Genomic DNA, 25,041 nt, shown 5'->3' with positions numbered 1-25,041 from the left:
TTAGTCCCTTAAAAAGCCTGTTAGCGGCGAACTTGCCGCGGCAGTATTTCGCACGGCGCCAAATTTGGCATTATAGGCGTCTCGCCCTGCATTTATCGCATTTGCAAAGGCTTTTGCCATTTGGACTAAATCGCTAGAAGTGGCGATTGCGGTATTTACCATGACCGCGGCACACCCCATTTCCATGGCTTCACACGCCTGAGACGGACGACCGATACCTGCATCAACGATGATTGGCAAATCCACTTCGCCGACTAAAATTTCAATCATATCTCTCATCATAAGCCCACGATTTGAGCCAATGGGCGCACCAAGCGGCATCACAGCGGCTGCTCCTGCGTTTTTTAGGCTTCTAGCCACATTTAAATCAGCGTGCATATACGGAAGCACGATAAATCCGTCATTTGCTAGAATTTCGGTTGCTTTAATGGTTTCGTAATTATCGGGGAATAAAAATTTGCTATCTGTGATAATCTCGATTTTGACGAAGTCCCCACAGCCTAGCTCACGGGCGAGTTTTGCGATACGCACGGCTTCATCGGCGTTTCTGGCGCCACTTGTATTTGGCAAAAGCGTAACGCTTTTTGGTATGAAATTTAAAATATTTCTATCTTTGCTCTCGCTTACCCTGCGAAGTGCTAGTGTTACGATCTCGCACCCAGCATTATGGACACAGGCTTCTATCATCTCATGGTCGAATTTACCAGAACCCATTATGAAGCGAGACGAAAATTCCTTGCCACCTAAAACTAATTTATCCATTTGAAATTTCCTTTAAATTTTGTGATTTGTGAGATTATACAAAGAAAATCTGAATTAATTTTAAGATTTCAAGCAAAAGGCGAAAATTAACGAAATATAGCCATAAAATTAGGCTCGGTTCAATATCAAATTTACCACAGCGTTTGCTTGGTGGGCGGCGCATAGCATTACTCGCGCAGAAATTAATCCATTTTCGAGCCCTGCCCCACTCGTGCTATCGCCACAAAGATATAAATTTGCCCCAAATTTGCGAGTTTGGATAGAATTTGCTCCCCCAAGACCAGCCATACCCGAAGCGCAAACGAAAATTTTATCCCTATACTCAGCCGATAAATTCGCTATCATCGCCTTATTTTCGGCTCCGTCGAAGCACTCGCAGATGATTTTTTCGTCCCGCAAAATTTCACGCACATTTTCGCTAGTGATTTTTTCGCCACAAATTTGCACTTTCGCATAAGGGTTAATACCCAAAATTTGCTCTTTTAAAGCTTCTATTTTAGGGCTTCCTAAATGCTTTAAGGCGTAGTGTTGGCGATTTAAATTCGACGGCTCGACAATGTCAAAATCGATGATAAAAAACTCACCCACACCAGCGCGAGCAAGCATTATAGCGACATTTGAGCCAAGCCCACCTGCTCCTAGTATGCAAACCCTGGCGCGTGATAAAATTTCACTCACGCCACGCGGATTTCGCGCGAAAATTTCAGCCCTAAATTCGCTCTCGTTTTTTAAATTCAGCATTTCACCCGCCACCCACAAATTCAACTATTTCATAAATTTTAAAATCTGAAATTTGCGAACTTTTCCATAAATCTTTTTTCAAAATCTCTCCGTCGGCTTCCACGGCGATATAGCGCAAATCAAACCCTTGTAAGCGCAAAAATTCTTCCACGCTCATATCGGCATCAAACTCGCACTCACGCCCATTTACACGCACTTTTATCATCACTCTTCTCCCAAACTCGCACGATACTCTTCGTAAGTCCCACGAAAATCCACAATCTCGCCATTTCCCTTTAAATGCAAAATTCGATTTGCAAAAGCGTCTATGAGTTCGCGGTCGTGGCTGACGCAAATCACGCACCCAGCGAAACTATACAGCGCCTCGCCAAGAGCGATAATCGCCTCCAAATCAAGGTGATTGTTTGGCTCATCAAGCACCAAAAAATTTGGCTTAGTTAGCATTAGTTTGCTTAGCATTACGCGGTGTTTTTCGCCACCGCTTAACGCACCCACGCTTTTTTCTTGCTCAGCGCCACTAAAAAGCATTCGCCCAAGGCACTTGCGAATTTCGTCTAAATCCTTGTTTTTCTCATCTCTGAGATAATCATACAGCTTCGCTTCGCCACTCACCGCCGAGCTCGTATCCTGCGCGAAGTATCCTTGCTCGATAGTCGCGCCCACATGCACCTTGCCTTTATCTGGCGCCATTTCGCCCACGATGATCTTGCACAGCGTCGATTTACCCACGCCGTTTCGCCCGATAACGGCGATTTTATCGCCCTTTAAAAGCTTTAAATTGAAATTTTGCAAAATTTTAATCTCGCCAAAACTCTTATCAATCTCGCTAAGTTCTAAAATCTCATTTCCAATCTCGCGCCCTAGTTTAAAAAGTATGCTTGGTTCCCTGCGAGAAGATGTCGCAATCTCGCTAATGTCGATTTTATCGAGCAGTTTTTGACGGCTTGTGGCTTGTTTGGCCTTGCTAGCGTTTGCGCTAAAACGGGCGATAAATTTTTCAAGTTCTGCCTTTTCTTTGACCTTTTTGTCGCGCTCGAATTCAGCCTGTTTTTTTATCAAATTTGCCGCGATAAACCAATCATCGTAATTCCCGCTAAACTCGCGCACCTTTTTGAAATCCACATCCAAAATGTCCGTGCAGACGCGGTTTAGGAAATGTCTATCGTGGCTGATGACGACCATAGTGCCTTCGTGGCGGTTTAGCTCGAACTCCAACCACGCAATCGCGTCGATGTCAAGGTTGTTTGTCGGCTCGTCTAAAAACAAAATATCGGGCTTAGGAAACAGCACCTGAGCTAGGAGGATTTTGACCTTGTCGCTGGCCTCGATTTCGCTCATTTTTTTGCCAAATTCATCTTCGCTAAAACCCAGCGAACTTAAAATTTTCTCGATTCTCGTCTCATACTCGTAGTTTGGATCCTCTTCGGCGCAGATGATTTCAAACTCAGCCAAGCGGTCGTTGATTTCATCGGTAAATTCGGGGCTTTCGTAGAGTTTTTCTTTTTCTTTGACGGCCTCATATAGGCGTTTGTTGCCATACAAAACAGCGTCTTTTACCAAAAATTCCTCAAACGCAAATTGATTTTGCCCGAGCACGCCTATTTTGCGGCCGTTTTCAACGACGATTTCGCCACTACTATGCTCGACCTCGCCACTTAAAATTTTAAGCAGCGTCGATTTACCTGCGCCGTTTGCGCCGATTAGTCCGTATCTATGGCCTTTTAGAAGTGTCAAATTTACATTTTCAAACAGCAGCTGTTTGCCAAAACGCATTACTAAATCTTTGATTTCTATCATTTTTTATCCTTGGAATTTAAAATTTTGCGATTATACAAAAAAAGGCTAAATTTAGCCAAAATTTAGGCACTATAATCGCTATCAAGGGCGATTAAAATTTCATAATCGCTAAATTTCGCGCTGACTTCTTTGATGATATTTTGATGTATTTGCTCGCGGTTAATCGCGTCAAAATCAATAATCACATCAAAACTGATGATTTTTTCGATCAAATTTGCGTGAAATCCGTGTATTTGCAAAATTTTTTCATCGCTAAAAACAATTTTTTGAATTTCACTATAAATTTTAGCGGTTTGCTCATCTTTTAAATTTAGCGCATAAATGCCCACAGTATCGATAACCACGCTAAATTTGGCAAAAATTTCACTCTGAATTTTTCGCGTGAGTGTATCTATACTAGCCGCGCTCATATCCTCGCTAACTTCGATATGCACGGAGCCCAGCATTTTATCAGGGCCGTAGTCGTGAAACATCAAATCATACGCGCCAAGCACGCCGTCGATTTTCTTGATTTCGGTATAAATTTGCTTTGCAATCTCGATATTTAGGGGGCTTCCTAAAATTTTATTGATAGTGTCTTTTAAAATTTCGGCAGCTGTTTTGATAAGTAGTAGCGAAATAATCACGCCCAAATACGCCTCCAAAGCCACACCGAAAAATATAAAAATAAACGCTGCCACTAGCGTCGAAAACGACACTAGCGCGTCAAATTTCGCGTCAATCCCACTTGCGATTAGCGAGTCAGAATTCGCCCTAACACCCATTTTATGGGTATATGAGCCAAGCACGATTTTTACTACGACCGCAACTGCAATCAAAAATAGCGAAACGCCGTCGTAATCTGGCGTGAGCGGAGCAAAAATCTTGCGCACACAGCTAATAAGCGCCGCAAACCCCGCATATAGGATAATCACGCCGATACTTAGAGCCGTGAGATACTCGATCCTGCCATGCCCGTAAGGGTGCTCACGATCAGGCTTTTTGCCAGCAAGTTTAAGCCCCACAATCGTAATGACCGAGCTTAACACATCGCTTAGATTGTTTATAGCATCGATTACAATAGCTATGGAGTTTGTGAAAAACCCGATCGCCCCCTTAAACAGCGCCAAAACCACATTTGTGATGATTCCAACGAGCCCTGTGCGAACGATGATTTTATCGCGCGGAACGACCTTTTCTGGGATTTGCATAGATTTCCTTTTTGTAATTTAAAAGGCGCGATTTTATCAAAATAAAGCTTAATTTGATAATAAAGGAGAAAATTTATCGCGCCAAATTTGAAGTAAAATTTAGCGCGAAAGTGTTTGAAAGAAAGTTTTTATTCCTTGACTATGCCGTCTTTTGCGTAGGCTTGGACATAGCGAAGAAGCCTTGCTTTTTCGTCATCATCGATTTTAGCAAACAGCTGCATTGCTGTAATCAGCGCGTCCCACTCAATCATTAAATGCTCTTTTGGCTTGTGTGCGGCATGGCACGAACTGCAAGTATCGTAATAGAGCATTTCTACCTCTTCCCACGCTTCAAGCGGATCTGAGCCAAGCTTCGTGCTATCTACCAAAAACTGCGCCTTTGGTGTAGCCTTTTGCTCCTTCATTTTGAAAAATACCACAAGCGGATCTTTTTTAAGAGCCAAAATTTTATCATCATTCTCGCTTACTTCGCCACTAATTTCGACAAGGGCGAATTTTCCGTCATCTTTGATGATTTTTACTGGCGTACCTTCTAAAATTTCGCCAACCACGCTTTTAGTGTTTGGATCAATCAAATCGGTTTTGATATCCGCGATAAATTTCGTCTCGCCAAACGCCAAATTTAGCAAAATCGCCATAAATACAACTATTTTTTTCATTTTAGCCCTCGATTACTTTTGGTTCGCTTATGCCTTTGTATGGGGCGACATCTACTTTTTTAATCGCTACAAGGCAGGTATTTGCAGAAGTAGCCTGTGCCATTTGCGAAGTAGGAATTGAGGTTGTCAGCACATTTATGTGTCCTGCTTGGTCTCTGCCATCTTCGTCTGGATCATACCACGCGCCCTCGCAAAGTGCTACTACGCCTTTCATTATGGATTTGCTTACGATTACGCCAGCTAGCACTCTGCCACGATCGTTGTAAATCTCAACCGTATCGCCGTCTTTGACACCAAGTGCGCTCGCGTCTTCGTCGTTTATGGTTACAGGCTCTCTGTTGCCGACTTTGCAAATTTTGCGTATAAAATCAGAATTATCCAAATTTGAGTGAATTCTATACGCTGGGGGCGGACTTAAAATATGAAATGGAAATTTGGCTACAAGCTCTTTGTTTCCAAGCCACTCACTAGGCTCAAACCACATAGGGTGCGCCTTAAAATCAGGTAGATTATAACTTGCAAATTTATCTGAATAAATTTGAATTTTGCCTGTTTCGGTAGAGAGTTTGTTTTTTACCGGATCTGCTCTAAATGCGCCAAGTCGCACGAATTTTCGCGCCTCTTCACCAGGCTCGAAATGCACAAATCCTTTTTCCCAGAACTCGTCAAAACTCATATAATTTGGACAATCGCTACGCTCATAAAGTCCCCTTATTTGCTCCATTTTATCCTTGCCACCGGTAAATTGTCGCCACGCTTTTTCAGAAACTAGCTTTGCCATATCGGCGAAAATGTCATAGTCGTTTCTAGCTTCAAATGGCGGCTCAAAGACCTTTTTGAGTGCATAAACATAGTCTTGTGAATACGATCCGCCATAAGCTATATCATCTCTTTCAAGCTGAGTGGTTGTCGGCAAAACAATATCGGCCCACTTGCTCATCGGCGTCCAAAACGGCTCTTGGGAAATGATAGTCTCAACCTTAGCTAGGGCTTTTAAAACTTCGTTTGTATCTGGGTGATGACCTAGGATATTTGTTCCTACTGCATAAAGGACTTTGACATGCGGAAGTGTGATCTTTTCGCCCCTAAAATTTATCTCTTTTCCTGGGTTTAAAAGCGCTTCATTTACCCTTGAAGCAGGGATTATCAAATCGACTTTGTTTTTGCCTTGTGAAATTCCGCCGGGCATTTTCACGCCACTTCTAGCTTGTGAGTTGCCGTTGTAATGCAATGCAAAACCAAATCCGCCACCAGGAAGCCCGACTTGACCTATCATACAAGCCAAAACTATCATCGCCCATTGCATTTGTTCGCCATGCTGCGCCCTTTGAAGCGACCAGCTTCCAGCTAGTAGCGTTCTATCGCTTACAAATAAATCTGCTAATCTTTTTATATTTTCTTCGATCACGCCTGTAATACCAGCCGCCCAAGCAGGGGTTTTTTCGATTTTGTCTTCGCTTTTGCCTAGCAGGTAAGGGAGAAATTTATCAAATCCATAAGTATATTTTTCAATAAATTCTTTATCATATTTTCCACTAGTGTATAGATAGTGCATCATACCAAGCATTAGCGCGACATCGGTATTTGGGCGGATTTTAATCCACTGTGCGCCGAATTTTTGCGCGATTTGTGTGTATTGCGGATCAATCGCGATAAATTTAATGCCTGATTTGGCGTATTTTTCATACCACACCACATTTGCGTGGTTTGCGATACGATAATCGATTTGATTGCATTTTAAAATATCCGCACCCCAAAGCACATAAGTTTTGGTATTTTCTAAAATTACTTCGTGCGTAGTTTGCAATGCAAAAACTTCCAAATCGCCTGTAATCGAGCCATTTACCCTACTTGCAGCACCCACGCTATAATCCCCACTCGTAATCGCCGCACCGCCAAAAGCGATATTAAAAAACCTGCCAGGAAGCGGAACGGTATTGTGCAAAATACCTGGGTGGCTCCACCCGTCATAACTAGCATTAAAAATTTCTTCTGGTTTTACGGCTTTTAATTTTTCTAGCACAAGCTCGTAAGCCTTCTCCCAGCTAACTCGCACAAATTCCTCTTTGCCACGAAGCTCGGGAGTGTTTTTGCCCTCCAAAAAGCTTTTTCGCACGCAAGGATACTTCACGCGGTTTTTCATATTTCTATCGATTAAGCCCTCGATACCCGGGAATTTAGGATCTTTGTTTGATTCTTGCGGACGGATTGCTATGACCTTGCCACTCTCGTCTAAATCCGCATAAAACGCGCCATACCCACTAGCGTGAGCGACGCTTTTGGCAGGTTTTGTCTCTGCACCAAAAGACGCCGTAGCAGCCATGCTAGCTACCACAGCCGATGATTGCAAAAATTTGCGCCTAGAAGTTGAAATTTGATCTTTCATACTTGCCCCCTATCGTTAGAAATTTTGGAATTTCAAAAATTATACAACTTTGATAAAATGAAATCAAATATCAACTAACGATAGAGTGCATATAAAAAAACGATATGGAATTTATAATTTCATATCGCGTAGATACTGCTCGATATTTGGGACATTATCCTTCCTGCAAATCATTGTAGTTGGGATATTTGCCTGTTTTTTGGAAAGAATTTTCAAATTTAGCTTTTTATCGTATCCAAGCTTTTCGATTATGCTCAGTGGCAATATCGTCTGCCCGATCCCAGCCTCCACACAGCCTAAAATCGTCTCATAACTAGCAAATTCGAAAATTTTAGCCTCTATTTTGCGAGATTGCAGATATTTCATCGCAAAATCATTATAAGCGCACCCCTTACGGTATGCCAGAAACACCGCATTTTCGCACTTTTGCTTTGGACTTGCGATAACCATTGTCTCATCGAAAATATTTAGCGTCATTAAATCTTTATGCTCGACTATCCCGCTTACAAAGGCAATATCAGCCTTGTAATCAAGTAGCCATTTAAGGCACCCAGCAGTCGTATTTGTGGTAAGCTCTAACGAAGCACCCTTAAAGTCATTATAAAGCCTTAGCAAAAGGCACCACGCGCACCGCAGCGTTTGCTTCTGTGGAGACTACGCGCAGGCTTAATTCTTTGGATTTTTTAATCTCCTTGTTTAACCGCTCGATTTTGCTTACAATCTCACACGCCCTAGGATAGAGCATTTCGCCCTCTTTGGTAAGCAAAACGCCTTGCGGAACTCTGTGAAAAAGCTTAAAGCCAAGATCGTTTTCTAGCTGTTTGATACGAGCTGTGATGTTTGATTGAGCCTGTTTTAGCTTTTTTGCGCCCAGCGTTACGCTTCGCTCACCAGCGACTGCGACAAAAACTTTTAATAAATTTGAATCCATTTTTATCTCCAAATTTAAGAAATTTTATGAAATTTATGATTTTTGCTTTGCTCTGATAGCCGTTATCGTCTCGCCTCCGATTGCGTAGTTATCGGTGCTAAGCTCATCTATGATGACGACACAGGTTTTCTCGCCACGGCCGACGACTTTCACAAAAGCGTTTGTTAATTCCCTAGCTAAATTTTGCTTTTGCTCCACGCTCAAACCGCCGTCCTCGATAGTCATTTTGACATTGATAAGTGGCATTTTTGCTCCTTTTTGAAAAATTTTATCACACCTAGACTAAGTGCGCTAAGTCCCACAAAAATCGCGGTTAAAACTAGCGCCCTATCGTAGCTTTGATAGATATTAAAGATTTTAGCACAATACAGCGGCGCGATTATCGTTCCTATGGCATACGCAGCCGTTAGCGCACTCATAATCGGTGCCGATGATTTGGGCGCTAGGCTCGCCCCATAGCTCATAAATAGCGCAGTTAGCCCCATCATCGTGTTTCCATATATAGCACCACTTAATAAATTTAAGATTAAATTTTGGCTAAACACTGGGATTAAAATCCCTAAAATTTGTAACAAAAGTGAGACTATCATCATCTCTACCCCGCCAAATCTCCGCCCCAAATTCACCCAGACAAACGGCCCAAACATCGCGAAAACGCCCACCAAATACCACGCATAAGTGCCCATATTTTCTAGCCCTTTTACGCGGTTTATAATATCAGGCAAAAAGCTAGCCTGCACCACAAATCCCATGCCCTCCAAAAAATATGCGAAGATTAAAATTTTCAAAATTAGCAAATTTGGCAATTTTTCGCTTTTTGCGACCAAAAATTTGGCGTTTTTACCACGCTTTGGTGTGAGTGTATTTAGCGCGAAAATGCTCAGTGGAAGCGAAAAAACTATCAAAAAAACCCACGCGATTTTCCAGCTAAAAAACACAAGCGCTAAATTTCCCACAAGCGAGGTTAGCACGATAGAAATACCAGCCGCGCTAAAATAAAACGCCATGGCCTGTTTGTTGTGAGATAGCAGGTCAAAGACAAATGACGAACCCACGCCCATAACCAGCGCCGAACCCACTCCTGCGGCCACTCTCGCGCCAAACCAAAGGTAGTAATTTTCGCTAAATGCTAAAATAATTGTCGTAAAAATGCTTAGAAAAAGTGCTAGTTTAAAAAGCAAAATTTTAAACTCTCTCTCGCGCACAAAGACCGTGGCAAAGGAGCCAACGAAGTATCCAGTGTAGTTTGCAAAGGCTAGAATTCCAGCCCGTTCTACGCTTAAAAAATCACCTAGCATTGGTGGCAAAAGTGCCGTAAAAGCAAATCGCGCCGTGCCGATAGCCACGATAAATGCGCAAATTCCTGCTAGTAAAATTTTAATATCGTTAAATTTCATATATTTTCTTAAATTTGGATTTTTGCGAGATTGTATCAATAAAAACGATTTAAAGTCAAATATAAAATAACGATTTGTGATATATAAAATTTATATACCAAACGGCAAAAATTCGCCGTTTGGCAGGTAAAATTTGAAATTTAAGCCTGTGGTTGAATCGCTGAATTATCAGCCAAATTCTCCCTATCGACCTCTTCGATTTTTTCCCACAGCGCGCGCGCAGCCTGCTCGTAGCGTTTCGCACTCACAGATTTGGGCGCATAAAAGCTAATTGGCTTGCCATTATCGCCACCCTCGCGGATTGCGATTTCGATTGGGATTTCGCCGATGACTTTGGTATTGTAAGCACTAGCTAGCTTTTGCGCACCGCCACGGCCGAAAATATCGTATTCTTTGCCATTATCAGGGCAGATAAATCCGCTCATATTCTCAATAATTCCAGCCACTGGGATATGGAGCTTCTCAAACATATCAAGTCCCCTAGCGCCGTCATCTAAGGCTACGGTTTGAGGCGTGGTTACGCACACACCGGCTGTTACTGGCACGCTTTGGGCAAGTGTGATTTGCGCATCGCCAGTTCCAGGTGGCATATCTATGAAAAGCACATCTAAATCACTCCACGCGACATCTTTTAGAAGCTGTTCGATTGCCTTCATTATCATTGCCCCACGCCACATTAGCCCCTGACCTGCTTCGATTAGCACGCCCATACTCATCATTTCGATTCCGTGGCTTTCGATCGGTTTTAATCTCTGTCCAATTACGCTAGCTTGGGTGTTTTCTTCGCCTAGCATGCGTGGCATGTTTGGACCATAAATATCAGCGTCTAGCACGCCTACTTTTTTACCAAGTTTGGCTAGCGAAATCGCCAAATTTAGGGTAGTTGTGGATTTTCCAACGCCACCTTTGCCTGAGCTAATCATCACAAAATGTTTGATTTGTGGGGCGATATTTTTACCAGAGCGCGAATTGCTCTGCTCGGGGGCTAGTTTTGGTGTTTTGATCGAAATTTGTGCAGTTGGGATTAAATTTAAAATTTCAGCCTTAATCTGCATTGAAATTTCGCTTTTTTGGCTTGGGATTTCGATATCTATCACAGGATTTTCGCCCTCACTCACGCTTTTTACAAAGCCAAAATCAACGATAGATTTCGAAAACCCCGGATAAATCACGCCTCGAAGCGCGTTTAAAATTTCGTCTTTACTCATTTTTCCTCTTTCTTTGAAATTTGATAAAAGGCGCATTATATTTAAAAAGTTTGAAATTTTTTTTAAATTTAGCCGTTTAAAAAGCCTGTTACTTTGGCGCAAAATTTAAGCGGGAAAATGCGGGTCAAAAGGTTCGCTAGCCCAATAAACCTGCCGTCATACACTAGCGTTTTGCCACTCATCATCGCCTCAAACCCTCGCCTTGCCACGGCGCCAGCGTCATCGCTTCGCGCGAAAATTTTGGCGTTTTTTACGCCAGCTCGCTCGCCAAAATTTGTAGCCACAGGACCCGGGCAAAACGCCGTTACGCTGATATTTTTATCTTTTAGTTCTTCGGCGAGTGCTAGGCTGAAATTTCGCACAAACGCCTTACTTGCGTAATACACGCTCATTTTTGGACCAGCCGTAAGAGAGGCAGCCGAAGCGATATTTAGGATTTTTCCGCCACCTCGCTCAATCATCAAATTTGCAAAATAATGCGTTAAATTTAGCAAACTAGCGATATTTACTTGCACCATTTCGAGCTGTTTTTTTAGATCGCTTTTAGCAAATTCGCCGTGATCTCCAAAACCTGCGTTATTTATCAAAATGTCGATTTTCAGGGAGTTTTCGCGAACAAATTCGCAAATTTTATCCACGCTAGTAATTTGCGATAAATCCGCCCCAAAAACAAAAACTCTCACGCCAAATTTAGCTTCAAGCTCGTTTTTTAAGGCGTTTAGCGCGTCAGTATTTCGCGCTGTGATAACCAAATCATATCCGTTCCCAGCACAAATTCGCGCAAACTCGCGCCCCAAACCGCTACTAGCTCCCGTGATTAAGGCAGTTTTATTCATCGCTCATCTTTTGGGAAGTGTTCGCAATTTTGCTCTGCGATTTGGCGCGAAATTTTATACGCGCAAAATTTCGGTCCACACATCGAACAAAACTCCGCATTTTTAAAGCCCTCATCAGGCAAGCTTTCGTCGTGGTATTCGCGCGCGCGCTCAGGATCAAGCGCGAGTTCAAACTGCTTGTTCCAGTCAAATTTATACCTAGCGTCGCTCATAGCGTGATCTCGCTCGATAGCTCCTTTTTTGCCAAGTGCGACATCTGCTGCATGAGCTGCGATTTTATGGGCTATTATGCCCTCTCTGACATCTTTTGCGTTTGGCAAACCCAAATGCTCTTTTGGCGTAACATAGCAAAGCATACTAGCCCCGTGAAACGCCGCCATTGTCCCGCCAATCGCACTTGTGATATGATCATACCCTGCGCCGATGTCTGTGGGAAGTGGGCCAAGTATATAAAACGGAGCGTCGTTACAAAGGCGCTGCTCTTCCTTCATATTAAATTCAATCTGATTAAAAGGCACATGACCAGGTCCCTCAATCATAACTTGAACATTTTTTGCGTTTGCTCTAATTGCAAGTTTGCCAAGCTCGGCAAGTTCGCTCATTTGGGCTTCATCTGTGGCGTCGTATAGACAGCCGGGCCTTAAACTATCGCCTAAGGAAAGCGAAACATCGTATTTAGCGCAAATATCGCAAATTTCATCAAATGCTTCGTAAAACGGATTTTCTTTGTGGTGTTTCATCATCCAACTAGCCATTAATGAGCCACCACGGCTTACGATTCCCATTTTGCGTTTGGCAACAAGTGGCATAAATTTAAGCAAAAATCCAGCGTGAATAGTGAAATAATCAACGCCTTGCTTTGCCTGTTTTTCGATACAATCAAGCATAATTTGTGGAGTTAGATTATCTAAATCCCCAATGTCATGGATAATCTGATAAATCGGAACCGTGCCAATAGGAACGGTAGAATTAGCGATAATTGCACGGCGAATTTCGTCCAAATCCCCACCAGTGCTTAGATCCATAACGGTGTCTGCGCCGTATTTTATCGAAAGACGCAATTTTTCGATCTCTTCATCTATGCCGCTGCTAAGGCTAGAAGAGCCGATATTTGAGTTGATTTTGCACTTTAATGCTCGTCCGATTCCCATAGGAGTAAGATTGGCGTGGTTTATATTTGCAGGGATTATGAGTTTTCCCTGTGCGATTTGCGCTCTGATAAATTCGGCTTCCAAACACTCTGTTTTTGCGACAGCCTCCATTTGTGGGGTGATAACACCATTTTTAGCGTAAAAAAGTTGAGTTGGGGTTGCGCAGTCTTTTAAATTTGGGGTTTGCATTTTTGACCTTTCGTGCGAAAATTTGTGAAATTTGATAGAATTTTACTACAAAAAAGCAAAATTTAAATCTTTTTTGCGTGTTTAAATTCGTAACATTACTTGGTAAAATTTGCAAAATTTAGCCAAAATTTCACTATTTTTTAAATTTAATATGTATAATTTCGTAACATTTTTAAAATTTTTAGGAAATCAAATGTCTGAAATATCACTCGTTTTACTCGCCGCTGGGGATTCCACGCGCTTTGCTAGCCCCGTAAAAAAGCAGTGGCTTCGCATAGGTGATGATCCGCTGTGGCTACATGTCGCCAAAGATCTCGCAAAAAAGGCAAATTTCGCAAAAATTATAATCGTAGCTAATCCGCAAGATTTAAAATACATGCGCTCATTTTGCGATGAATTCGAATTTATAGCTGGTGGCGATATGCGCCAAAAATCGCTTAAAAACGCCCTTGAAATGGTGCAAAGCGAGTTTGTTTTAGTAAGCGATGTGGCGCGGGCTAGTATTTCTCAAAATCTCATAAACTCACTACTTGAAAATTTAGGCAAATTTGACTGCGTAAGCCCATATTTAGGCGTAAATGACACGGCGTATTTGGGCGAGTGCGAGATAGCGCGCGACGAAATCAAACTAATCCAAACCCCACAACTCTCACGCACAAATTTGTTAAAAAAAGCCTTGCAAAGCGAGCAAATTTTCACAGACGATAGCCTTGCGATAAAAAGCGTAGGCGGGACTTTGGGCTTTGTAAAGGGCGAAATTTCGGCTAGAAAAATCACGCGAATTTCAGATTTAGAAAATTTTGATTTTCCTAGCGTTTGCACGGAGATATTTTGCGGAAACGGCTTTGATGTGCATGCGCTAGAAGCTGGCTCGTTTATCACGCTTTGTGGCGTAAAAATACCTTGCGAGTATTCGCTCATCGCTCACAGCGACGGCGATGTGGCGATTCACGCGCTAATCGATGCAATGTGCGGCGCAGCTGGGATTGGCGATATTGGCGAGCTTTTCCCTGATACAGACGAGGCTTACAAAGGGATTGATTCGAAAATTTTGTTACGAAAAGTAACAGATAAAATTCACCGCTATGGCTTTGAAATCGTAAATGCTGACATTACCATAATGGCGCAAAAGCCCAAACTAAGCCCATACAAAGAGCAAATGCGAAAAGCTTTGTGCGAAATTTTAGCCACGCGCAAGGTAAATGTCAAAGCCACCACCACCGAAAAACTAGGCTTTGTGGGCCGAAGCGAGGGGATTGCGGTGATTGCGAGTGTGAATTTAAAATATTTTGACTGGAAAAAACTACTTATCAAGGATTAGTTTTGAAAATCTTAATCGCCGAAAAGGAAAGCTATCTGGCAAACTCACTTAGCCTAAAACTAAGCGCGCTAAACCACCAATGCACCGTGGTTTCCACCCTGCCACTAGCCCTGAACGCCGGGGAGTTCGACGCTGTTTTGCTCTCATCATCGTGGGGGAGTGGCGATTTGCTAAGCGTGATTGCGCGCCACAAAAACGCAATCGTGATAATGCTAGTCTCATACATCAGCAACGACACGGTCACAGCGCCCATAAATGCGGGTGCGACGGATTATATTTTAAAGCCGTTTATGATAGAAGATCTCATCAAAAAGCTCGATCACTACGCGTATTTTAAGCAAATTTTGCATGAAAAAGAGCGAAACGACGAACTCTTGCGCGCGCTAAAAGAAATTTACGACACGCCAAAAATAAACGCGCAAAAGCTCAAATTTCCGCTTTTTTTAAAGGGTTATGATGAAATTTCGCGCCTTTTGTGCGCTCATCAAATCGCCCAAAATTTCGGCACAAAACTCATAATCGCTAATGGCGAGGATTGCGAAAACTTAAAGATAAAAGATGAAATTTTATTCGTGCAAAAATTTGATAAAACATCGCCTGCCAAAAGAGCGCAAATTTTATCAAATTTTGCCGAAAAACGGCTAGTTTTGGAGGTTTGCTCTATGGAATTTAGCGAAAACTCAAATCAAATTTTACTCTCTCCATACTGCACGAAAAACAAAATTTTAAGCATGGAAGAATATTTGAAATTTGCGATTTTAGCGCATCAGGGCGAATATTTCGACTCTGAACTCGCCTCGATTTTGGGGATTTCGCGAAAATCGCTTTGGGAAAAGAGAAAAAAATATGGTATCACGCGAAAAAAATAGCATTGAAATCTCAAAAAGCGAGCTTTGCGCCCTGCACCTTTTGAAATTTGGGGCATTTGGGGGCGAAGATAGGCTAAAAAACGGCAAAAATTTCGCCTTTGTAGCGGGGAAATTTAGAACTGGCGCGGAAGTGAATTTGATCTGTGAAGGCGAAATTTGCGGAAAATTAAAAATTATTTCATCGCAAAAAATCACGGACGAAGAAAAACAAAACTCTGTTTTTGAAAACAAACGCCCAGGAAATGAGGCGATTAGGGGCGAGCTTAGCCTAAATTCGCGTATAATTGGTGATGAGTTTGCGGAATTTTTCGCGCGAAAATCAAGCTTCAAAAACCCCAGAATTTCAGCCTTTTTCACCATGGCAGATCCCTTGCACAGGGTGCATGAAAGGTTACTTCGCCTGATGATAGACAAGGCTGATTTTGTGGTGATTTTTTTGGTAGGTTCGAGCAGAAGCGACGCATTTAGCGCAAATTTGCGCAAAAAAACCTTGGAGTTTTTGTGCGAAAATTTCCTTGTAAAAGAGCGGGTTTTGCTCATAGATTTAAACGATTTTAGCGCGCTAAATAACCACTCCGACCCCACGCTTGAATGCGCCATAGCGCACAATCTTGGCATAAATAAGGTCGTCTTTGGGCAAAAACACAAGCATGTGGCGGGGTATTTCGACCACGGCGATATGCACTCTGTGCTGGATTTTTGCGATTACGAAAATTTCGAAATTTGGCTCATGCCAGAGTATGTGTATTGCAACAAATGCAAGGTCCTTTCTAGCGTGAAAAACTGCCCGCACGGCTCGCACCACCATGTGCATTATCACACGCGCAACCTCAAAGCCATGCTCTATGCTGGGATTTTGCCGCCCGCGCTTTTCATGCGAAAGGAGATTTCGGCGATGATTTTGGCCGAGCTTTTTCCTAATCGCTTCGCTGATTTGCAAGCCCTTTACGATGATTTGTTCCCTAACGACGGGCTTATCGAGCCTAGAAGCGAGAGTGAATTTTACGAAGAGTTAATGAGGCTGTATCAAACCAGCGCGCTAAAAACTTGAAATTTGAAATTTGAAATTTAAAAAGGAGAAAATTTGAATAAGCTATTTGTTACATTTTTTGGAAGTGGGCTTTTGCGACCTGCGCCTGGGACTTGGGGAAGCGTGGCAGGCTGGATTGTAGGGCTTGTGATTTTGGCACTTGCAGGAGGAACGACGCTGTTTTTGTGCGCTGCTCTGGTTTTTGTAATCTCGCTAAAAATAATCGACGAATACGAAAAGCAGGTCAGCTCGCACGATAATAGCGAAATCGTAATCGACGAGGTCGTGGGCGTGTGGATTGCTATGAGCATCGGTGCTAGCGTGGGCGAGGTGTATGGGATAGATTTCGCGCAAATTATTTCTGGCTTTGAAGCTAGCCGCCTTTCGTGGCTTGCGATGATTTTATCCCTTGTGCTATTTAGGGTTTTTGATATATGGAAGCCATCTATCATAGGGCGCGCCGATCGCGATATCAAGGGCGGTCTGGGCGTGATGAGCGATGATATTTTGGCTGGATTTTTCGCTGGGCTTGGGGTTTTGATTATTTTTTCGTTGATGATTAAATTTGGACTTGGAGGGCTGATTTTTTAATCAGCCTCTACCTACATTAAAGCGAGAATATTTTTTAAATGTCTCTAAATTATGGAAAATTTTGCAAAGATTACTTTTTTTGTTTATAGGATAAAGCTCCATAAAGTATAAATTTCCGTCGTGTTTGAGCGTGATATCTGCGCACATTTCCATATTTCCCTTAGATTTGACACCCACGCCGTATTTGATAGGCTTGCCGACTACGACTTTCGCGTTTAAATCCTCGTCGCTAAACTGGCGCACGCTCGTCATGTTTTTAAGCTCTCTAAATTCGCCCTTAGCGTCATAATCGCTTTTAATATCCTTAAAAAACCTATCCAAATCCGTAACAGCAGAAGCCGCCAATGGTCCGTCTGTAAGAGATGTAATTTTTGGCCACACAACCTTAACGCCGAAAAAAATCACAACTATGATTAAAATCAGACTACCTAGTCCGCTACCGCCTGCTCCGCCTTTGCTCATCTTTTCACTCCTTCATCGATGTTTTTTGAAATAGCCTCTATTTTGCTAGAAAACATATAATTTTCATAACTCTTTTGAATATATGCCTTCAAAAGCTCGCCCACATCTACATGCAAACCATCTTTTGCAATCTCGCGCCAGTCCCGCTCGAAGCTGAGCGCAAACTCATCTTCTAGGCTGATAGAATACTCTTTGCTCAAAGATTTGCTTGTAAATTTAACTGAAATTTCTCTCATTTTTAGTTGTCAAATTCATCTTTTGCAAAAATTTCATCTAGTTTTTTGCTAAGCTCCTCGTCGCTTAGTTTGCGATACTCGGCGTCCTCTTCTAGCGTGCCAAGCTGCATACTAATCGCCTCATTTTGCGCTTTGATACTAACTAGCTCTGCGCGCAATCTCGCGTTTTCTTCCCTAGCCTCGCTATATCTTCTGATAAGCTCCTCGACCTTTTGACCCAAACTCTCGACTTTTTTTTCTTCGTCAAAGATTGATTCCATATTTGTCCTTTTTTAGATATAATTTAAAGTTTTTATTCTAACCAAATTTAGCTTTAAAATAAAGGAAAAATTTGCAAAATTTTAAAATATCATCAAAATTTACCCCAAGCGACGATCAAAAAAACGCGATAGAAAAAATCGTGCAAGGAATTAAAAACGGCGAAAAATATCAAACGCTACTCGGAGTTACCGGAAGCGGAAAAACCTTTACCATGGCAAATATCATCGCAAAGTTGCAAATTCCAACTCTCATAATGACACACAACAAATCCCTTGCAGCGCAACTTTATAGCGAATTTAAGGGCTTTTTCCCGCAAAATCATGTCGAGTATTTTATCAGCTATTATGATTATTATCAACCAGAAGCCTATATACCGCGCCAAGACCTTTTTATCGAAAAAGATAGCTCCATAAATGACGAGTTAGAACGCCTTCGCCTCTCAGCCACAGCTAGTTTGCTTAGTTTTGACGATGTCATTACGATAGCTTCGGTTTCGGCAAACTACGGCTTGGGTGACCCTGCCGAATACAAAGGCATGGTGCTTCATTTAGAACTTGGGCAAAGTTTTTCTAGCAAATTTTTACTTCGCAAACTCGTCGATATGGGTTACAAACGCAACGACAATTTTTTTGATCGTGGCGATTTCCGCGCTAACGGCGATACGATCGACATTTACCCAGCGTATTTTAACGACGAAGCGATTCGCTTGGAATTTTTTGGCGACGAGCTTGAAGCGATGTATCATTTCGATGTTTTGGAAAATAAAAAAACAAAAAGCGTGGCTAAATTTATCCTTTATCCCACAAGTCAGTTTATCGTCGGCGAAAACCGCCTAAAAACGGCGATTAAAGGCATTGAAGAAGAGCTTGGCGAGAGATTAAAATTTTTTGAAAATGAAAATAAACTCGTCGAAGCCCAGCGCCTAAAACAGCGTGTCGAATTTGACCTTGAAATGATGAGTGCAACGGGCATTTGCAAAGGAATCGAAAATTATGCGAGATATTTAACAGGGCAAAACGCCGGAGAAACGCCGTATTCGCTGTTTGATTACTACGAGAGCAAGGGGCAAGACTACCTAGTCATCGTCGATGAAAGCCATGTGAGCTTGCCGCAGTTTCGCGGTATGTTCGCAGGCGATCGAAGTCGCAAAGAGACGCTCGTAGAATACGGCTTTCGCCTGCCTTCTGCGCTTGATAACCGCCCTTTGATGTTTGATGAATTTATCAGCAAAAAGGGCAAATTTTTATTCGTTTCAGCCACGCCAAATGAATACGAAGTGAATTTAAGCGGCGGAAAGGTTGTGGAGCAAATTTTGCGTCCGACGGGGCTTTTAGACCCCGAAATTCTCATAAAAGATAGCGACAATCAAGTCGAAATTCTGCACGACATGGCAAAAAAGGTCATAGCTAGAAATGAGCGAATTTTAGTAACCGTGCTAACAAAAAAAATGGCAGAAGAGCTTAGTAAATACTATCTCGAACTCGGTATCAAGGTCAAATATATGCACTCAGACATCGACGCAATAGAGCGAAATGAGCTAATCAGAGGGCTAAGGTCAGGCGAATTTGATATGCTAATCGGTATAAATTTATTGCGCGAAGGGCTAGATTTGCCAGAAGTTAGTTTGATTGCGATTTTTGATGCCGATAAAGAGGGATTTTTGCGCTCGGAAACTAGCCTTATTCAGACTATGGGACGGGCTGCTAGGAATTTAAACGGGCAAGTTGTGATGTTTTGCAAAAAAATCACCCGCTCAATGCAAAGTGCTATCGATATAACCACGGCTAGACGCAAATTCCAAGATGAATACAACCGCGCTCACGGCATAACGCCACACTCAGCAACCAGAAACATAGAAGAAAGCCTAAAAATCGAAGATAACGCAGAAATTTTAACCAAAGCGAAAAAATTAGAAAAAATGCCAGCCGCCGAGAGAGCCAAAATCATAAAAGAGCTAAGAAAGCAAATGCTAGAAGCCGCTGCTGCGCTGGAATTCGAAAAAGCCGCTGCGTTAAGAGATGAAATAGCGAAAATGAAAAAACTCTAAATTTGGGCAAAATTTAGCGCAAATTTTGCATAAATTTCACACGAATTTAGCCAAATTTACCCAAATTTTAACGCAAATAAAAAAAGGCTTGCGAGCAAAATTCGCAAGCCCCAAATGCAATTTAACTCAATTTTGAAGGTCGAAAATTTAAATTCATAAATTTCCACGAATTTTGCTAACACAAAATTCTCGCAATGGTAAATTTTGCACCACTGCGAGAATTTGTAAATTTAAGCCAAAACTAAAATTTAAAATTTTAATTTCTAAAACTATGAATCGGCGCAGGTATTTGCCCGCCTCTGGCGATAAATTCAGCCGACGAGGCTGAATTTACACTCATCACTGGCGCAGAGCCTAGCAATCCGCCAAACTCGATCATATCGCCCTTTTGGCCTAACGGGATAATGCGCACGGCGGTGGTTTTTTGGTTTATCACGCCGATTGCGGCTTCGTCGGCTATCATCGCTGAAATCGTAGCTGCGGGCGTATCGGACGGGATCGCAATCATATCGAGCCCCACGGAGCAAATCGCCGTCATCGCCTCTAATTTTTCCAAATTTAGCGCGCCAGCCTTGACCGCCTCTATCATGCCCTCGTCCTCAGAAACCGGTATAAACGCCCCAGATAGCCCTCCTACTTGGTTGCACGCCATGACACCACCTTTTTTGACTGCGTCGTTTAAAAGCGCAAGCGCAGCCGTCGTGCCGTGCGCGCCCACGCGCTCCAAGCCCATTTCTTCGAGCACTCTCGCCACAGAATCCCCCACAGCAGGCGTCGGCGCTAGCGATAAATCCACAATGCCAAATTTCACGCCCAGCCTCTCGCTAGCCATTGAGCCGACCAACTGGCCTATGCGGGTGATTTTAAAGGCGGTTTTTTTGACGGTTTCAGCGAGTATATCAAAGCTCTCTCCGCGCACCTTTTCTAAGGCGCGTTTGACCACGCCAGGACCCGATACGCCGACATTTATGACGACATCAGCCTCGCCTACTCCGTGAAATGCGCCCGCCATAAAGGGATTGTCCTCGACAGCGTTTGCGAAAACTACAAGCTTAGCGCAGCCAAATTTGCTTAAATTCGCGGTTTGTTTGATGATCTCGCCCATATCGCGCACAGCAGACATGTTTATGCCGGTTTTGGTCGAGCCAACATTTACGCTAGCACAGACGCGCTCAGTTTTAGCTAGGGCGCGCGGGATTGAGCGGATTAGGATTTCATCGCCCTTTTGATAGCCTTTTTGTACAAGTGCGCTAAATCCGCCGATAAAATTCACACCCACAGCGTGCGCGGCCTCGTCTAGCGTGCGCGCAAAAATCGTGTAATCATCTAAATCTGTGGCCGCACCGATGAGCGAAATCGGCGTTACACAGATGCGTTTATTGACGATTGGGATACCAAGCTCGGCTGAAATTTCATCGCCAACAGCTACCAAATTTTCGGCTTTTTTTGTGATTTTGGCGTAAATTTTCTCGCAGGCTTTTTCGGGGTTTGCGTCGATACAATCAAGAAGCGAAATGCCCATTGTAATGGTGCGGATATCGAAATTTTGCTCCTCGATCATCGAGATTGTTTCGGTTACTTGCTTGATATTCATTTGCGCGCCTTAGATATTGTGCATGGCGTCAAAAATCGCCGAACTTTGGATATTAATTTTGACATTTAGACTAGCGCCGAACTCTTCAAGCTCGCTACGAAGGGCCGTGAAGTCCTTTTTATCATCGCTACTGACCACAGCCATCATTGTGAAAAACTCGTCCAAAACGGTCTGTGTGATATCGTCGATATTAAGCCCAAGCGCGGCTAGCTTGGTAGCTACGCCAGCTACGATGCCGACCTTGTCCTTGCCGACTACTGTTACGATTGCTTTCATGTGTGTCCTTGTAAAATGTGAAATTTAAAGGGGGATTATAGCAAATTTGGGGGAAATTTGGAATTTTAAAATTCCAAATTTTAGCTTGCGCCCTCACGGAATAAAACTGCTTTTATAGTTTTTAAAATAATTACAAAATCGACATAAAGCGTCCAGTTTTTGACATACCAAATATCCATTTTAGCTCTAATTTTAAAATCAGTATCGCCTCTACCCATAACCTGTGCTAGTCCCGTGACGCCGGGCTTTACATGAAGTAAAATTTTCATATCAGCTTGGCTTATTCCGCCGTTTTCTCGCTCTCCGACCACAAACGGGCGGGGACCTACGATACTCATATCACCTTTTAGGACATTTATGAGTTGCGGAAGCTCATCAAGCGAAGTTTTACGCATAAAATTTCCGATTTTTGTAATGCGTGGATCGTTTTTATATTTATGGTATTTATCGAAAAATTCGACTTCGTCTGGGTTTTTTTGCAAATAATCTCGCAAAATTTCATCGCCGTTTTCTCTCATAGAGCGAAATTTAAAGCAATTAAAAGGTCTGTTATTTCTGCCTGCTCGTGGTTGCGAAAATAAAATTTTTCCCTTTGGTTCTTCGATTTTCATTAAAACAAAAATCACAAAAAAAGCCACAACCAAAAATGGTAAAGCCAAAAGCACGACAATGTAATCAACCAAACCCTTCATAAAATAATTCATCGGCTTTAACAGCGAATTTTCTAGCATAAATAAATTCGTGCGAGAGTTAAAAAGGCTGAAAATTTCCCCGCCAGCAAAATCATATCCTTGCAAAGCAGGGGTGAAAATCACCTCGCGGTTTTTGATGACATTTTCTTCGACCAACCTGTTTAGCTCGTCAATACTCTTTAAATTTTTATTTGCGATAAAAACGGTCTCGTAGTCGTCGCCACGGGTAAATTTATAGCCCAAATAGTGGTTTTTAAAGATTTCGCGGCGGAATTCTTTATCGCCATTGATAACCCTAGCGTTTTTTTGCCAAATTCCCACACGGTAAAGGTATTTTTTAAGAAAAAATTTGCACATCGGTATCAAAACCGCGCACAGCCCAAACGCCAAAAATATCACAAATCGCGAGTGCGAGACATTTTTGTTAATCGCAAGCAAGAAAAAAATCATCACCAGCGCAAACATACACGATGAAAACACAATATAACTTTCATGCCAAAAATCATAGCGTTTGGTGTAAATTTTGCGATACGCTAATGTGCCGATAATCAAAACATATATAAAAAATGATCCAATATAGGTGCTGTAATGCTGCGGTGTATTGCCCGCAAAATCGAATTCTATGAGATTTCTCACGCTCACAGCGATGAAAAATGATATCAAAATGCACAAAACATCAGCTACTAAAAGTATAGCCATAGCATAAAATTTTTTCATAATTAAATTTTCCAAAAATAAATTTGCGACATTGTAGCCAAATTTTAGTTTAATTTTGATAAAATTAGAACTTTTTAAGATTTTGAAATGATTGAATTTTTAAAAAAGAAAAAACGAAATTCAAAGCCCATTTTAGGGCAAAATTTTGAGTTTGAGGATAAAAATTTTGAAGACTATAAAACGCGTTATAACTTACGGCACATTTGATATGCTTCATTATGGACATATAAATTTGCTTCGCCGTGCAAAAGCACTTGGCGATTACCTTATCGTGGCACTTTCGACCGATGAGTTTAACTGGAATTCAAAGCAAAAAAAATGCTATTTTTCATACGAAAAACGCAAACACCTGCTTGAAGCGATTCGCTATGTGGATCTCGTAATCCCCGAAAATTCATGGGAGCAAAAAAAAGAAGATGTGCATTTGTATCATGTCGATACTTTCGTCATCGGCGATGACTGGGAAGGCAAATTTGACTTCTTAAAAGACGAGGGCTGCGAAGTGGTCTATCTAAAACGAACGCCGGAGATTTCAACAACACAGATAAAAAAAGATTTAAAAGATAAGGAAAACAAATGAGCGAAAATTTAATGAATTCAGCCAATTCACAAAACGATGAAATCGATATTTTCGAGTTACTAGGCAAAATTTGGAAAGGTAAATTTAGCATTGCTATGTTTGTATTAGCGTTTTTTGCTTTGGGCGTTTTATACACCATAATCGCCACGCCGTGGTATAGCGCAAAGGCTAGGATTTCGGTACCTTACTATAAAAATTTAGAAGAAAATAAAAAAGAGCTTTTAGTCGAAGCCGATATGATAATAAATAAAATCCAAAGCAAATATATCGACGCTCTAAAAGGTCAGCCAAAAGAGAGTGCGTTTGTAGAAAAAGTAATCTCAGCTAAAATAAGTGGCACAAAAAACAACCTAAACGACTTTTTTGACATCGAAGTTATGGGTAAAAGCAACGACGAAGCCGTCGCTTTGATAAACAAAATAGTGAAGGAAGAACAAGATATTTACAAAAGCGAAATCGAGTTGCAACGACAAAATATAAAAAATAATATCGCCAAAGCAGAAAACGACATCGCGAATTTAACAGACCAAATCAAACAATACGAAACTGTTTTATTGCCAAATAAGGACAAAGAAATCGCAAATCTCAAAAGTGTCGTGATCCCCAAACGACAAGAAGATTATAAAAATTTAGTGGAAATAGTAATTCCAAATTTAGAAAATGAGATAAAAAACACAGAAGAAGAGTTAAAAACTAGTTCTGTTAGCAACAATTCGCTAATCACTCTAAAAGAACGACTTGCAGATTTAAGAGAACAATATGCTACCACTATCACTACCAAACGCCAAATTGAGTATGATTTGCATGATGATGAATTTGTAAAAATAGCGGTAGCCCAAAGTGAAAAAAATGAACTAGTCGCCAAATCAAACAATCTTAACTCAAAAATTACTGAATTTAAAAACAATATAGAGATGCTAAAAGCCGCTCAAAGTCCGCTAAATCTAAGCAATGTTATCATAAAAGATGATTTAATCGTAACAAACGAAGCTCCCGTAAAACCTAAAAAGCTTTTAATCGTAGCGATTGCGACATTTTTAGGTGGTATTTTGGGTGTGTTTTGGGTTTTGCTAAAAAGCGAAATTGCAGCGAGAAAAAAGACGAATTTAGCATAAATT

The 25,041-nt window shown here is 41.9% G+C and carries 27 protein-coding genes; 7 read left to right on the top strand and 20 right to left on the bottom strand.

The window, feature by feature from the left end; genetic code table 11:
* The 14 genes from OFN67_RS05260 to thiC all read right to left on the bottom strand — a co-directional run bounded on the left by OFN67_RS05260 (window position 1) and on the right by thiC (window position 13,247).
* Window positions 1-762: a thiazole synthase gene (locus OFN67_RS05260; RefSeq protein WP_270868922.1), complete on the bottom strand. Its 762-nt coding sequence runs from the start codon at window positions 760-762 to the stop codon at window positions 1-3.
* Between the two features lie 108 nt (window positions 763-870).
* Entirely contained in the window at window positions 871-1,503 is a 633-nt protein-coding gene (gene thiF / locus OFN67_RS05255) for a sulfur carrier protein ThiS adenylyltransferase ThiF (RefSeq protein WP_270868923.1), read from the bottom strand.
* Between the two features lies 1 nt (window position 1,504).
* A complete protein-coding gene (thiS, locus tag OFN67_RS05250; protein WP_270868924.1) occupies window positions 1,505-1,708 on the bottom strand; it encodes a sulfur carrier protein ThiS in 204 nt (67 codons plus the stop codon).
* Window positions 1,708-3,300, bottom strand: coding sequence for an ABC-F family ATP-binding cassette domain-containing protein (locus tag OFN67_RS05245; protein WP_270868925.1), 1,593 nt, complete (start codon window positions 3,298-3,300; stop codon window positions 1,708-1,710). The genes thiS and OFN67_RS05245 overlap by 1 nt, the downstream gene beginning before the upstream one ends.
* A 62-nt stretch (window positions 3,301-3,362) precedes the next feature.
* A complete protein-coding gene (locus tag OFN67_RS05240; RefSeq protein WP_270865203.1) occupies window positions 3,363-4,490 on the bottom strand; it encodes a cation diffusion facilitator family transporter in 1,128 nt (375 codons plus the stop codon).
* 128 nt (window positions 4,491-4,618) lie between these two features.
* Window positions 4,619-5,149 (bottom strand): hypothetical protein, encoded by a 531-nt coding sequence (locus OFN67_RS05235; protein WP_270868926.1) that lies wholly within the window; start codon window positions 5,147-5,149, stop codon window positions 4,619-4,621.
* Between the two features lies 1 nt (window position 5,150).
* Window positions 5,151-7,523, bottom strand: a complete 2,373-nt coding sequence (locus tag OFN67_RS05230) for a molybdopterin-dependent oxidoreductase (RefSeq protein WP_443101024.1) — start codon at window positions 7,521-7,523, stop codon at window positions 5,151-5,153.
* Window positions 7,524-7,646: 123 nt separating this feature from the next.
* Window positions 7,647-8,150, bottom strand: coding sequence for a LysR substrate-binding domain-containing protein (locus tag OFN67_RS05225; protein ID WP_270868928.1), 504 nt, complete (start codon window positions 8,148-8,150; stop codon window positions 7,647-7,649).
* The gene (locus OFN67_RS05220) at window positions 8,134-8,466 is read right to left on the bottom strand and encodes a LysR family transcriptional regulator (protein ID WP_270868929.1); all 333 of its coding nucleotides are present in this window, start codon (window positions 8,464-8,466) and stop codon (window positions 8,134-8,136) included. Before OFN67_RS05220 ends, OFN67_RS05225 begins: the two co-directional genes overlap by 17 nt.
* A 33-nt stretch (window positions 8,467-8,499) precedes the next feature.
* Window positions 8,500-8,712, bottom strand: coding sequence for a tautomerase family protein (locus OFN67_RS05215; RefSeq protein WP_270868930.1), 213 nt, complete (start codon window positions 8,710-8,712; stop codon window positions 8,500-8,502).
* Entirely contained in the window at window positions 8,688-9,863 is a 1,176-nt protein-coding gene (locus OFN67_RS05210; protein ID WP_270868931.1) for a YbfB/YjiJ family MFS transporter, read from the bottom strand. Before OFN67_RS05210 ends, OFN67_RS05215 begins: the two co-directional genes overlap by 25 nt.
* A 140-nt stretch (window positions 9,864-10,003) precedes the next feature.
* Window positions 10,004-11,071 (bottom strand): Mrp/NBP35 family ATP-binding protein, encoded by a 1,068-nt coding sequence (locus OFN67_RS05205; RefSeq protein ID WP_270868932.1) that lies wholly within the window; start codon window positions 11,069-11,071, stop codon window positions 10,004-10,006.
* Window positions 11,072-11,139: 68 nt separating this feature from the next.
* Window positions 11,140-11,907, bottom strand: coding sequence for an SDR family NAD(P)-dependent oxidoreductase (locus OFN67_RS05200; RefSeq protein ID WP_270868933.1), 768 nt, complete (start codon window positions 11,905-11,907; stop codon window positions 11,140-11,142).
* On the bottom strand, window positions 11,904-13,247 hold the full coding sequence (gene thiC / locus OFN67_RS05195; protein WP_270868934.1) for a phosphomethylpyrimidine synthase ThiC: 1,344 nt from the start codon (window positions 13,245-13,247) through the stop codon (window positions 11,904-11,906). Before thiC ends, OFN67_RS05200 begins: the two co-directional genes overlap by 4 nt.
* A gap of 193 nt (window positions 13,248-13,440) precedes the next feature.
* Here thiC and OFN67_RS05190 point away from each other — a divergent pair, with 193 nt between their 5' ends.
* From OFN67_RS05190 to OFN67_RS05175, 4 genes are read left to right on the top strand one after another with little or no spacing between them, the layout of a single operon-like run.
* Window positions 13,441-14,568, top strand: coding sequence for a bifunctional 2-C-methyl-D-erythritol 4-phosphate cytidylyltransferase/2-C-methyl-D-erythritol 2,4-cyclodiphosphate synthase (locus OFN67_RS05190; protein ID WP_270868935.1), 1,128 nt, complete (start codon window positions 13,441-13,443; stop codon window positions 14,566-14,568).
* Window positions 14,569-14,570: 2 nt separating this feature from the next.
* The gene (locus OFN67_RS05185; protein ID WP_270868936.1) at window positions 14,571-15,437 is read left to right on the top strand and encodes a hypothetical protein; all 867 of its coding nucleotides are present in this window, start codon (window positions 14,571-14,573) and stop codon (window positions 15,435-15,437) included.
* Entirely contained in the window at window positions 15,415-16,488 is a 1,074-nt protein-coding gene (locus OFN67_RS05180; protein WP_270868937.1) for a sulfate adenylyltransferase, read from the top strand. The genes OFN67_RS05185 and OFN67_RS05180 overlap by 23 nt, the downstream gene beginning before the upstream one ends.
* A gap of 33 nt (window positions 16,489-16,521) precedes the next feature.
* Window positions 16,522-17,058 carry a phosphatidylglycerophosphatase A family protein gene (locus OFN67_RS05175; RefSeq protein WP_270868938.1) on the top strand — a complete coding sequence of 179 codons (537 nt, stop codon included), beginning with the start codon at window positions 16,522-16,524 and terminating at the stop codon, window positions 17,056-17,058.
* Here the strand turns inward: OFN67_RS05175 and OFN67_RS05170 are convergent, their stop codons facing one another.
* The 3 genes from OFN67_RS05170 to OFN67_RS05160 are packed head-to-tail and all read right to left on the bottom strand — an operon-like array spanning window position 17,059 to window position 18,016.
* Window positions 17,059-17,520, bottom strand: a complete 462-nt coding sequence (locus OFN67_RS05170) for a hypothetical protein (protein ID WP_270868939.1) — start codon at window positions 17,518-17,520, stop codon at window positions 17,059-17,061.
* The gene (locus OFN67_RS05165) at window positions 17,517-17,756 is read right to left on the bottom strand and encodes a hypothetical protein (RefSeq protein ID WP_270868940.1); all 240 of its coding nucleotides are present in this window, start codon (window positions 17,754-17,756) and stop codon (window positions 17,517-17,519) included. The genes OFN67_RS05170 and OFN67_RS05165 overlap by 4 nt, the downstream gene beginning before the upstream one ends.
* 2 nt (window positions 17,757-17,758) lie before the next feature.
* Window positions 17,759-18,016 carry a hypothetical protein gene (locus tag OFN67_RS05160; protein ID WP_270858296.1) on the bottom strand — a complete coding sequence of 86 codons (258 nt, stop codon included), beginning with the start codon at window positions 18,014-18,016 and terminating at the stop codon, window positions 17,759-17,761.
* Between the two features lie 71 nt (window positions 18,017-18,087).
* On the opposite strand from OFN67_RS05160, the gene uvrB reads away from it, so the two are divergent.
* A complete protein-coding gene (gene uvrB / locus OFN67_RS05155; protein WP_270868941.1) occupies window positions 18,088-20,064 on the top strand; it encodes an excinuclease ABC subunit UvrB in 1,977 nt (658 codons plus the stop codon).
* 256 nt (window positions 20,065-20,320) lie between these two features.
* Here the strand turns inward: uvrB and OFN67_RS05150 are convergent, their stop codons facing one another.
* The 3 genes from OFN67_RS05150 to OFN67_RS05140 all read right to left on the bottom strand — a co-directional run bounded on the left by OFN67_RS05150 (window position 20,321) and on the right by OFN67_RS05140 (window position 23,343).
* Window positions 20,321-21,658 carry a PFL family protein gene (locus tag OFN67_RS05150; RefSeq protein ID WP_270873982.1) on the bottom strand — a complete coding sequence of 446 codons (1,338 nt, stop codon included), beginning with the start codon at window positions 21,656-21,658 and terminating at the stop codon, window positions 20,321-20,323.
* 9 nt (window positions 21,659-21,667) lie between these two features.
* Window positions 21,668-21,934, bottom strand: a complete 267-nt coding sequence (locus tag OFN67_RS05145; RefSeq protein WP_270858301.1) for an ACT domain-containing protein — start codon at window positions 21,932-21,934, stop codon at window positions 21,668-21,670.
* Between the two features lie 80 nt (window positions 21,935-22,014).
* Entirely contained in the window at window positions 22,015-23,343 is a 1,329-nt protein-coding gene (locus OFN67_RS05140) for a sugar transferase (protein ID WP_270868943.1), read from the bottom strand.
* A gap of 166 nt (window positions 23,344-23,509) precedes the next feature.
* Between OFN67_RS05140 and tagD the strand changes: the two genes are divergently transcribed.
* Both tagD and OFN67_RS05130 read left to right on the top strand, forming a co-directional pair.
* Window positions 23,510-23,923, top strand: coding sequence for a glycerol-3-phosphate cytidylyltransferase (tagD, locus tag OFN67_RS05135; protein WP_333720329.1), 414 nt, complete (start codon window positions 23,510-23,512; stop codon window positions 23,921-23,923).
* Window positions 23,920-25,038, top strand: coding sequence for a Wzz/FepE/Etk N-terminal domain-containing protein (locus OFN67_RS05130; RefSeq protein ID WP_270868944.1), 1,119 nt, complete (start codon window positions 23,920-23,922; stop codon window positions 25,036-25,038). The genes tagD and OFN67_RS05130 overlap by 4 nt, the downstream gene beginning before the upstream one ends.
* Window positions 25,039-25,041: the final 3 nt, after the last annotated feature.

Origin of the sequence: Campylobacter sp. JMF_11 EL3 (assembly GCF_027736965.1) — a bacterium.
GTDB lineage: Bacteria > Campylobacterota > Campylobacteria > Campylobacterales > Campylobacteraceae > Campylobacter_B.
Note: the sequence above shows the minus strand (reverse complement) of the source record. Positions and strands in the feature narration are given on the sequence as shown.

Bases quoted from the DNA above. Each gene is read 5' to 3' on its own strand.
- OFN67_RS05260 (WP_270868922.1), bottom strand. From the start codon at position 762: ATGGATAAATTAGTTTTAGGTGGCAAGGAATTTTCGTCTCGCTTCATA.
- thiF (WP_270868923.1), bottom strand. From the start codon at position 1,503: ATGCTGAATTTAAAAAACGAGAGCGAATTTAGGGCTGAAATTTTCGCG.
- thiS (WP_270868924.1), bottom strand. From the start codon at position 1,708: ATGATAAAAGTGCGTGTAAATGGGCGTGAGTGCGAGTTTGATGCCGAT.
- OFN67_RS05245 (WP_270868925.1), bottom strand. From the start codon at position 3,300: ATGATAGAAATCAAAGATTTAGTAATGCGTTTTGGCAAACAGCTGCTG.
- OFN67_RS05240 (WP_270865203.1), bottom strand. From the start codon at position 4,490: ATGCAAATCCCAGAAAAGGTCGTTCCGCGCGATAAAATCATCGTTCGC.
- OFN67_RS05235 (WP_270868926.1), bottom strand. From the start codon at position 5,149: ATGAAAAAAATAGTTGTATTTATGGCGATTTTGCTAAATTTGGCGTTT.
- OFN67_RS05220 (WP_270868929.1), bottom strand. From the start codon at position 8,466: ATGGATTCAAATTTATTAAAAGTTTTTGTCGCAGTCGCTGGTGAGCGA.
- OFN67_RS05215 (WP_270868930.1), bottom strand. From the start codon at position 8,712: ATGCCACTTATCAATGTCAAAATGACTATCGAGGACGGCGGTTTGAGC.
- OFN67_RS05210 (WP_270868931.1), bottom strand. From the start codon at position 9,863: ATGAAATTTAACGATATTAAAATTTTACTAGCAGGAATTTGCGCATTT.
- OFN67_RS05205 (WP_270868932.1), bottom strand. From the start codon at position 11,071: ATGAGTAAAGACGAAATTTTAAACGCGCTTCGAGGCGTGATTTATCCG.
- OFN67_RS05200 (WP_270868933.1), bottom strand. From the start codon at position 11,907: ATGAATAAAACTGCCTTAATCACGGGAGCTAGTAGCGGTTTGGGGCGC.
- thiC (WP_270868934.1), bottom strand. From the start codon at position 13,247: ATGCAAACCCCAAATTTAAAAGACTGCGCAACCCCAACTCAACTTTTT.
- OFN67_RS05190 (WP_270868935.1), top strand. From the start codon at position 13,441: ATGTCTGAAATATCACTCGTTTTACTCGCCGCTGGGGATTCCACGCGC.
- OFN67_RS05180 (WP_270868937.1), top strand. From the start codon at position 15,415: ATGGTATCACGCGAAAAAAATAGCATTGAAATCTCAAAAAGCGAGCTT.
- OFN67_RS05170 (WP_270868939.1), bottom strand. From the start codon at position 17,520: ATGAGCAAAGGCGGAGCAGGCGGTAGCGGACTAGGTAGTCTGATTTTA.
- OFN67_RS05165 (WP_270868940.1), bottom strand. From the start codon at position 17,756: ATGAGAGAAATTTCAGTTAAATTTACAAGCAAATCTTTGAGCAAAGAG.
- OFN67_RS05160 (WP_270858296.1), bottom strand. From the start codon at position 18,016: ATGGAATCAATCTTTGACGAAGAAAAAAAAGTCGAGAGTTTGGGTCAA.
- OFN67_RS05150 (WP_270873982.1), bottom strand. From the start codon at position 21,658: ATGAATATCAAGCAAGTAACCGAAACAATCTCGATGATCGAGGAGCAA.
- OFN67_RS05145 (WP_270858301.1), bottom strand. From the start codon at position 21,934: ATGAAAGCAATCGTAACAGTAGTCGGCAAGGACAAGGTCGGCATCGTA.
- OFN67_RS05140 (WP_270868943.1), bottom strand. From the start codon at position 23,343: ATGAAAAAATTTTATGCTATGGCTATACTTTTAGTAGCTGATGTTTTG.
- OFN67_RS05130 (WP_270868944.1), top strand. From the start codon at position 23,920: ATGAGCGAAAATTTAATGAATTCAGCCAATTCACAAAACGATGAAATC.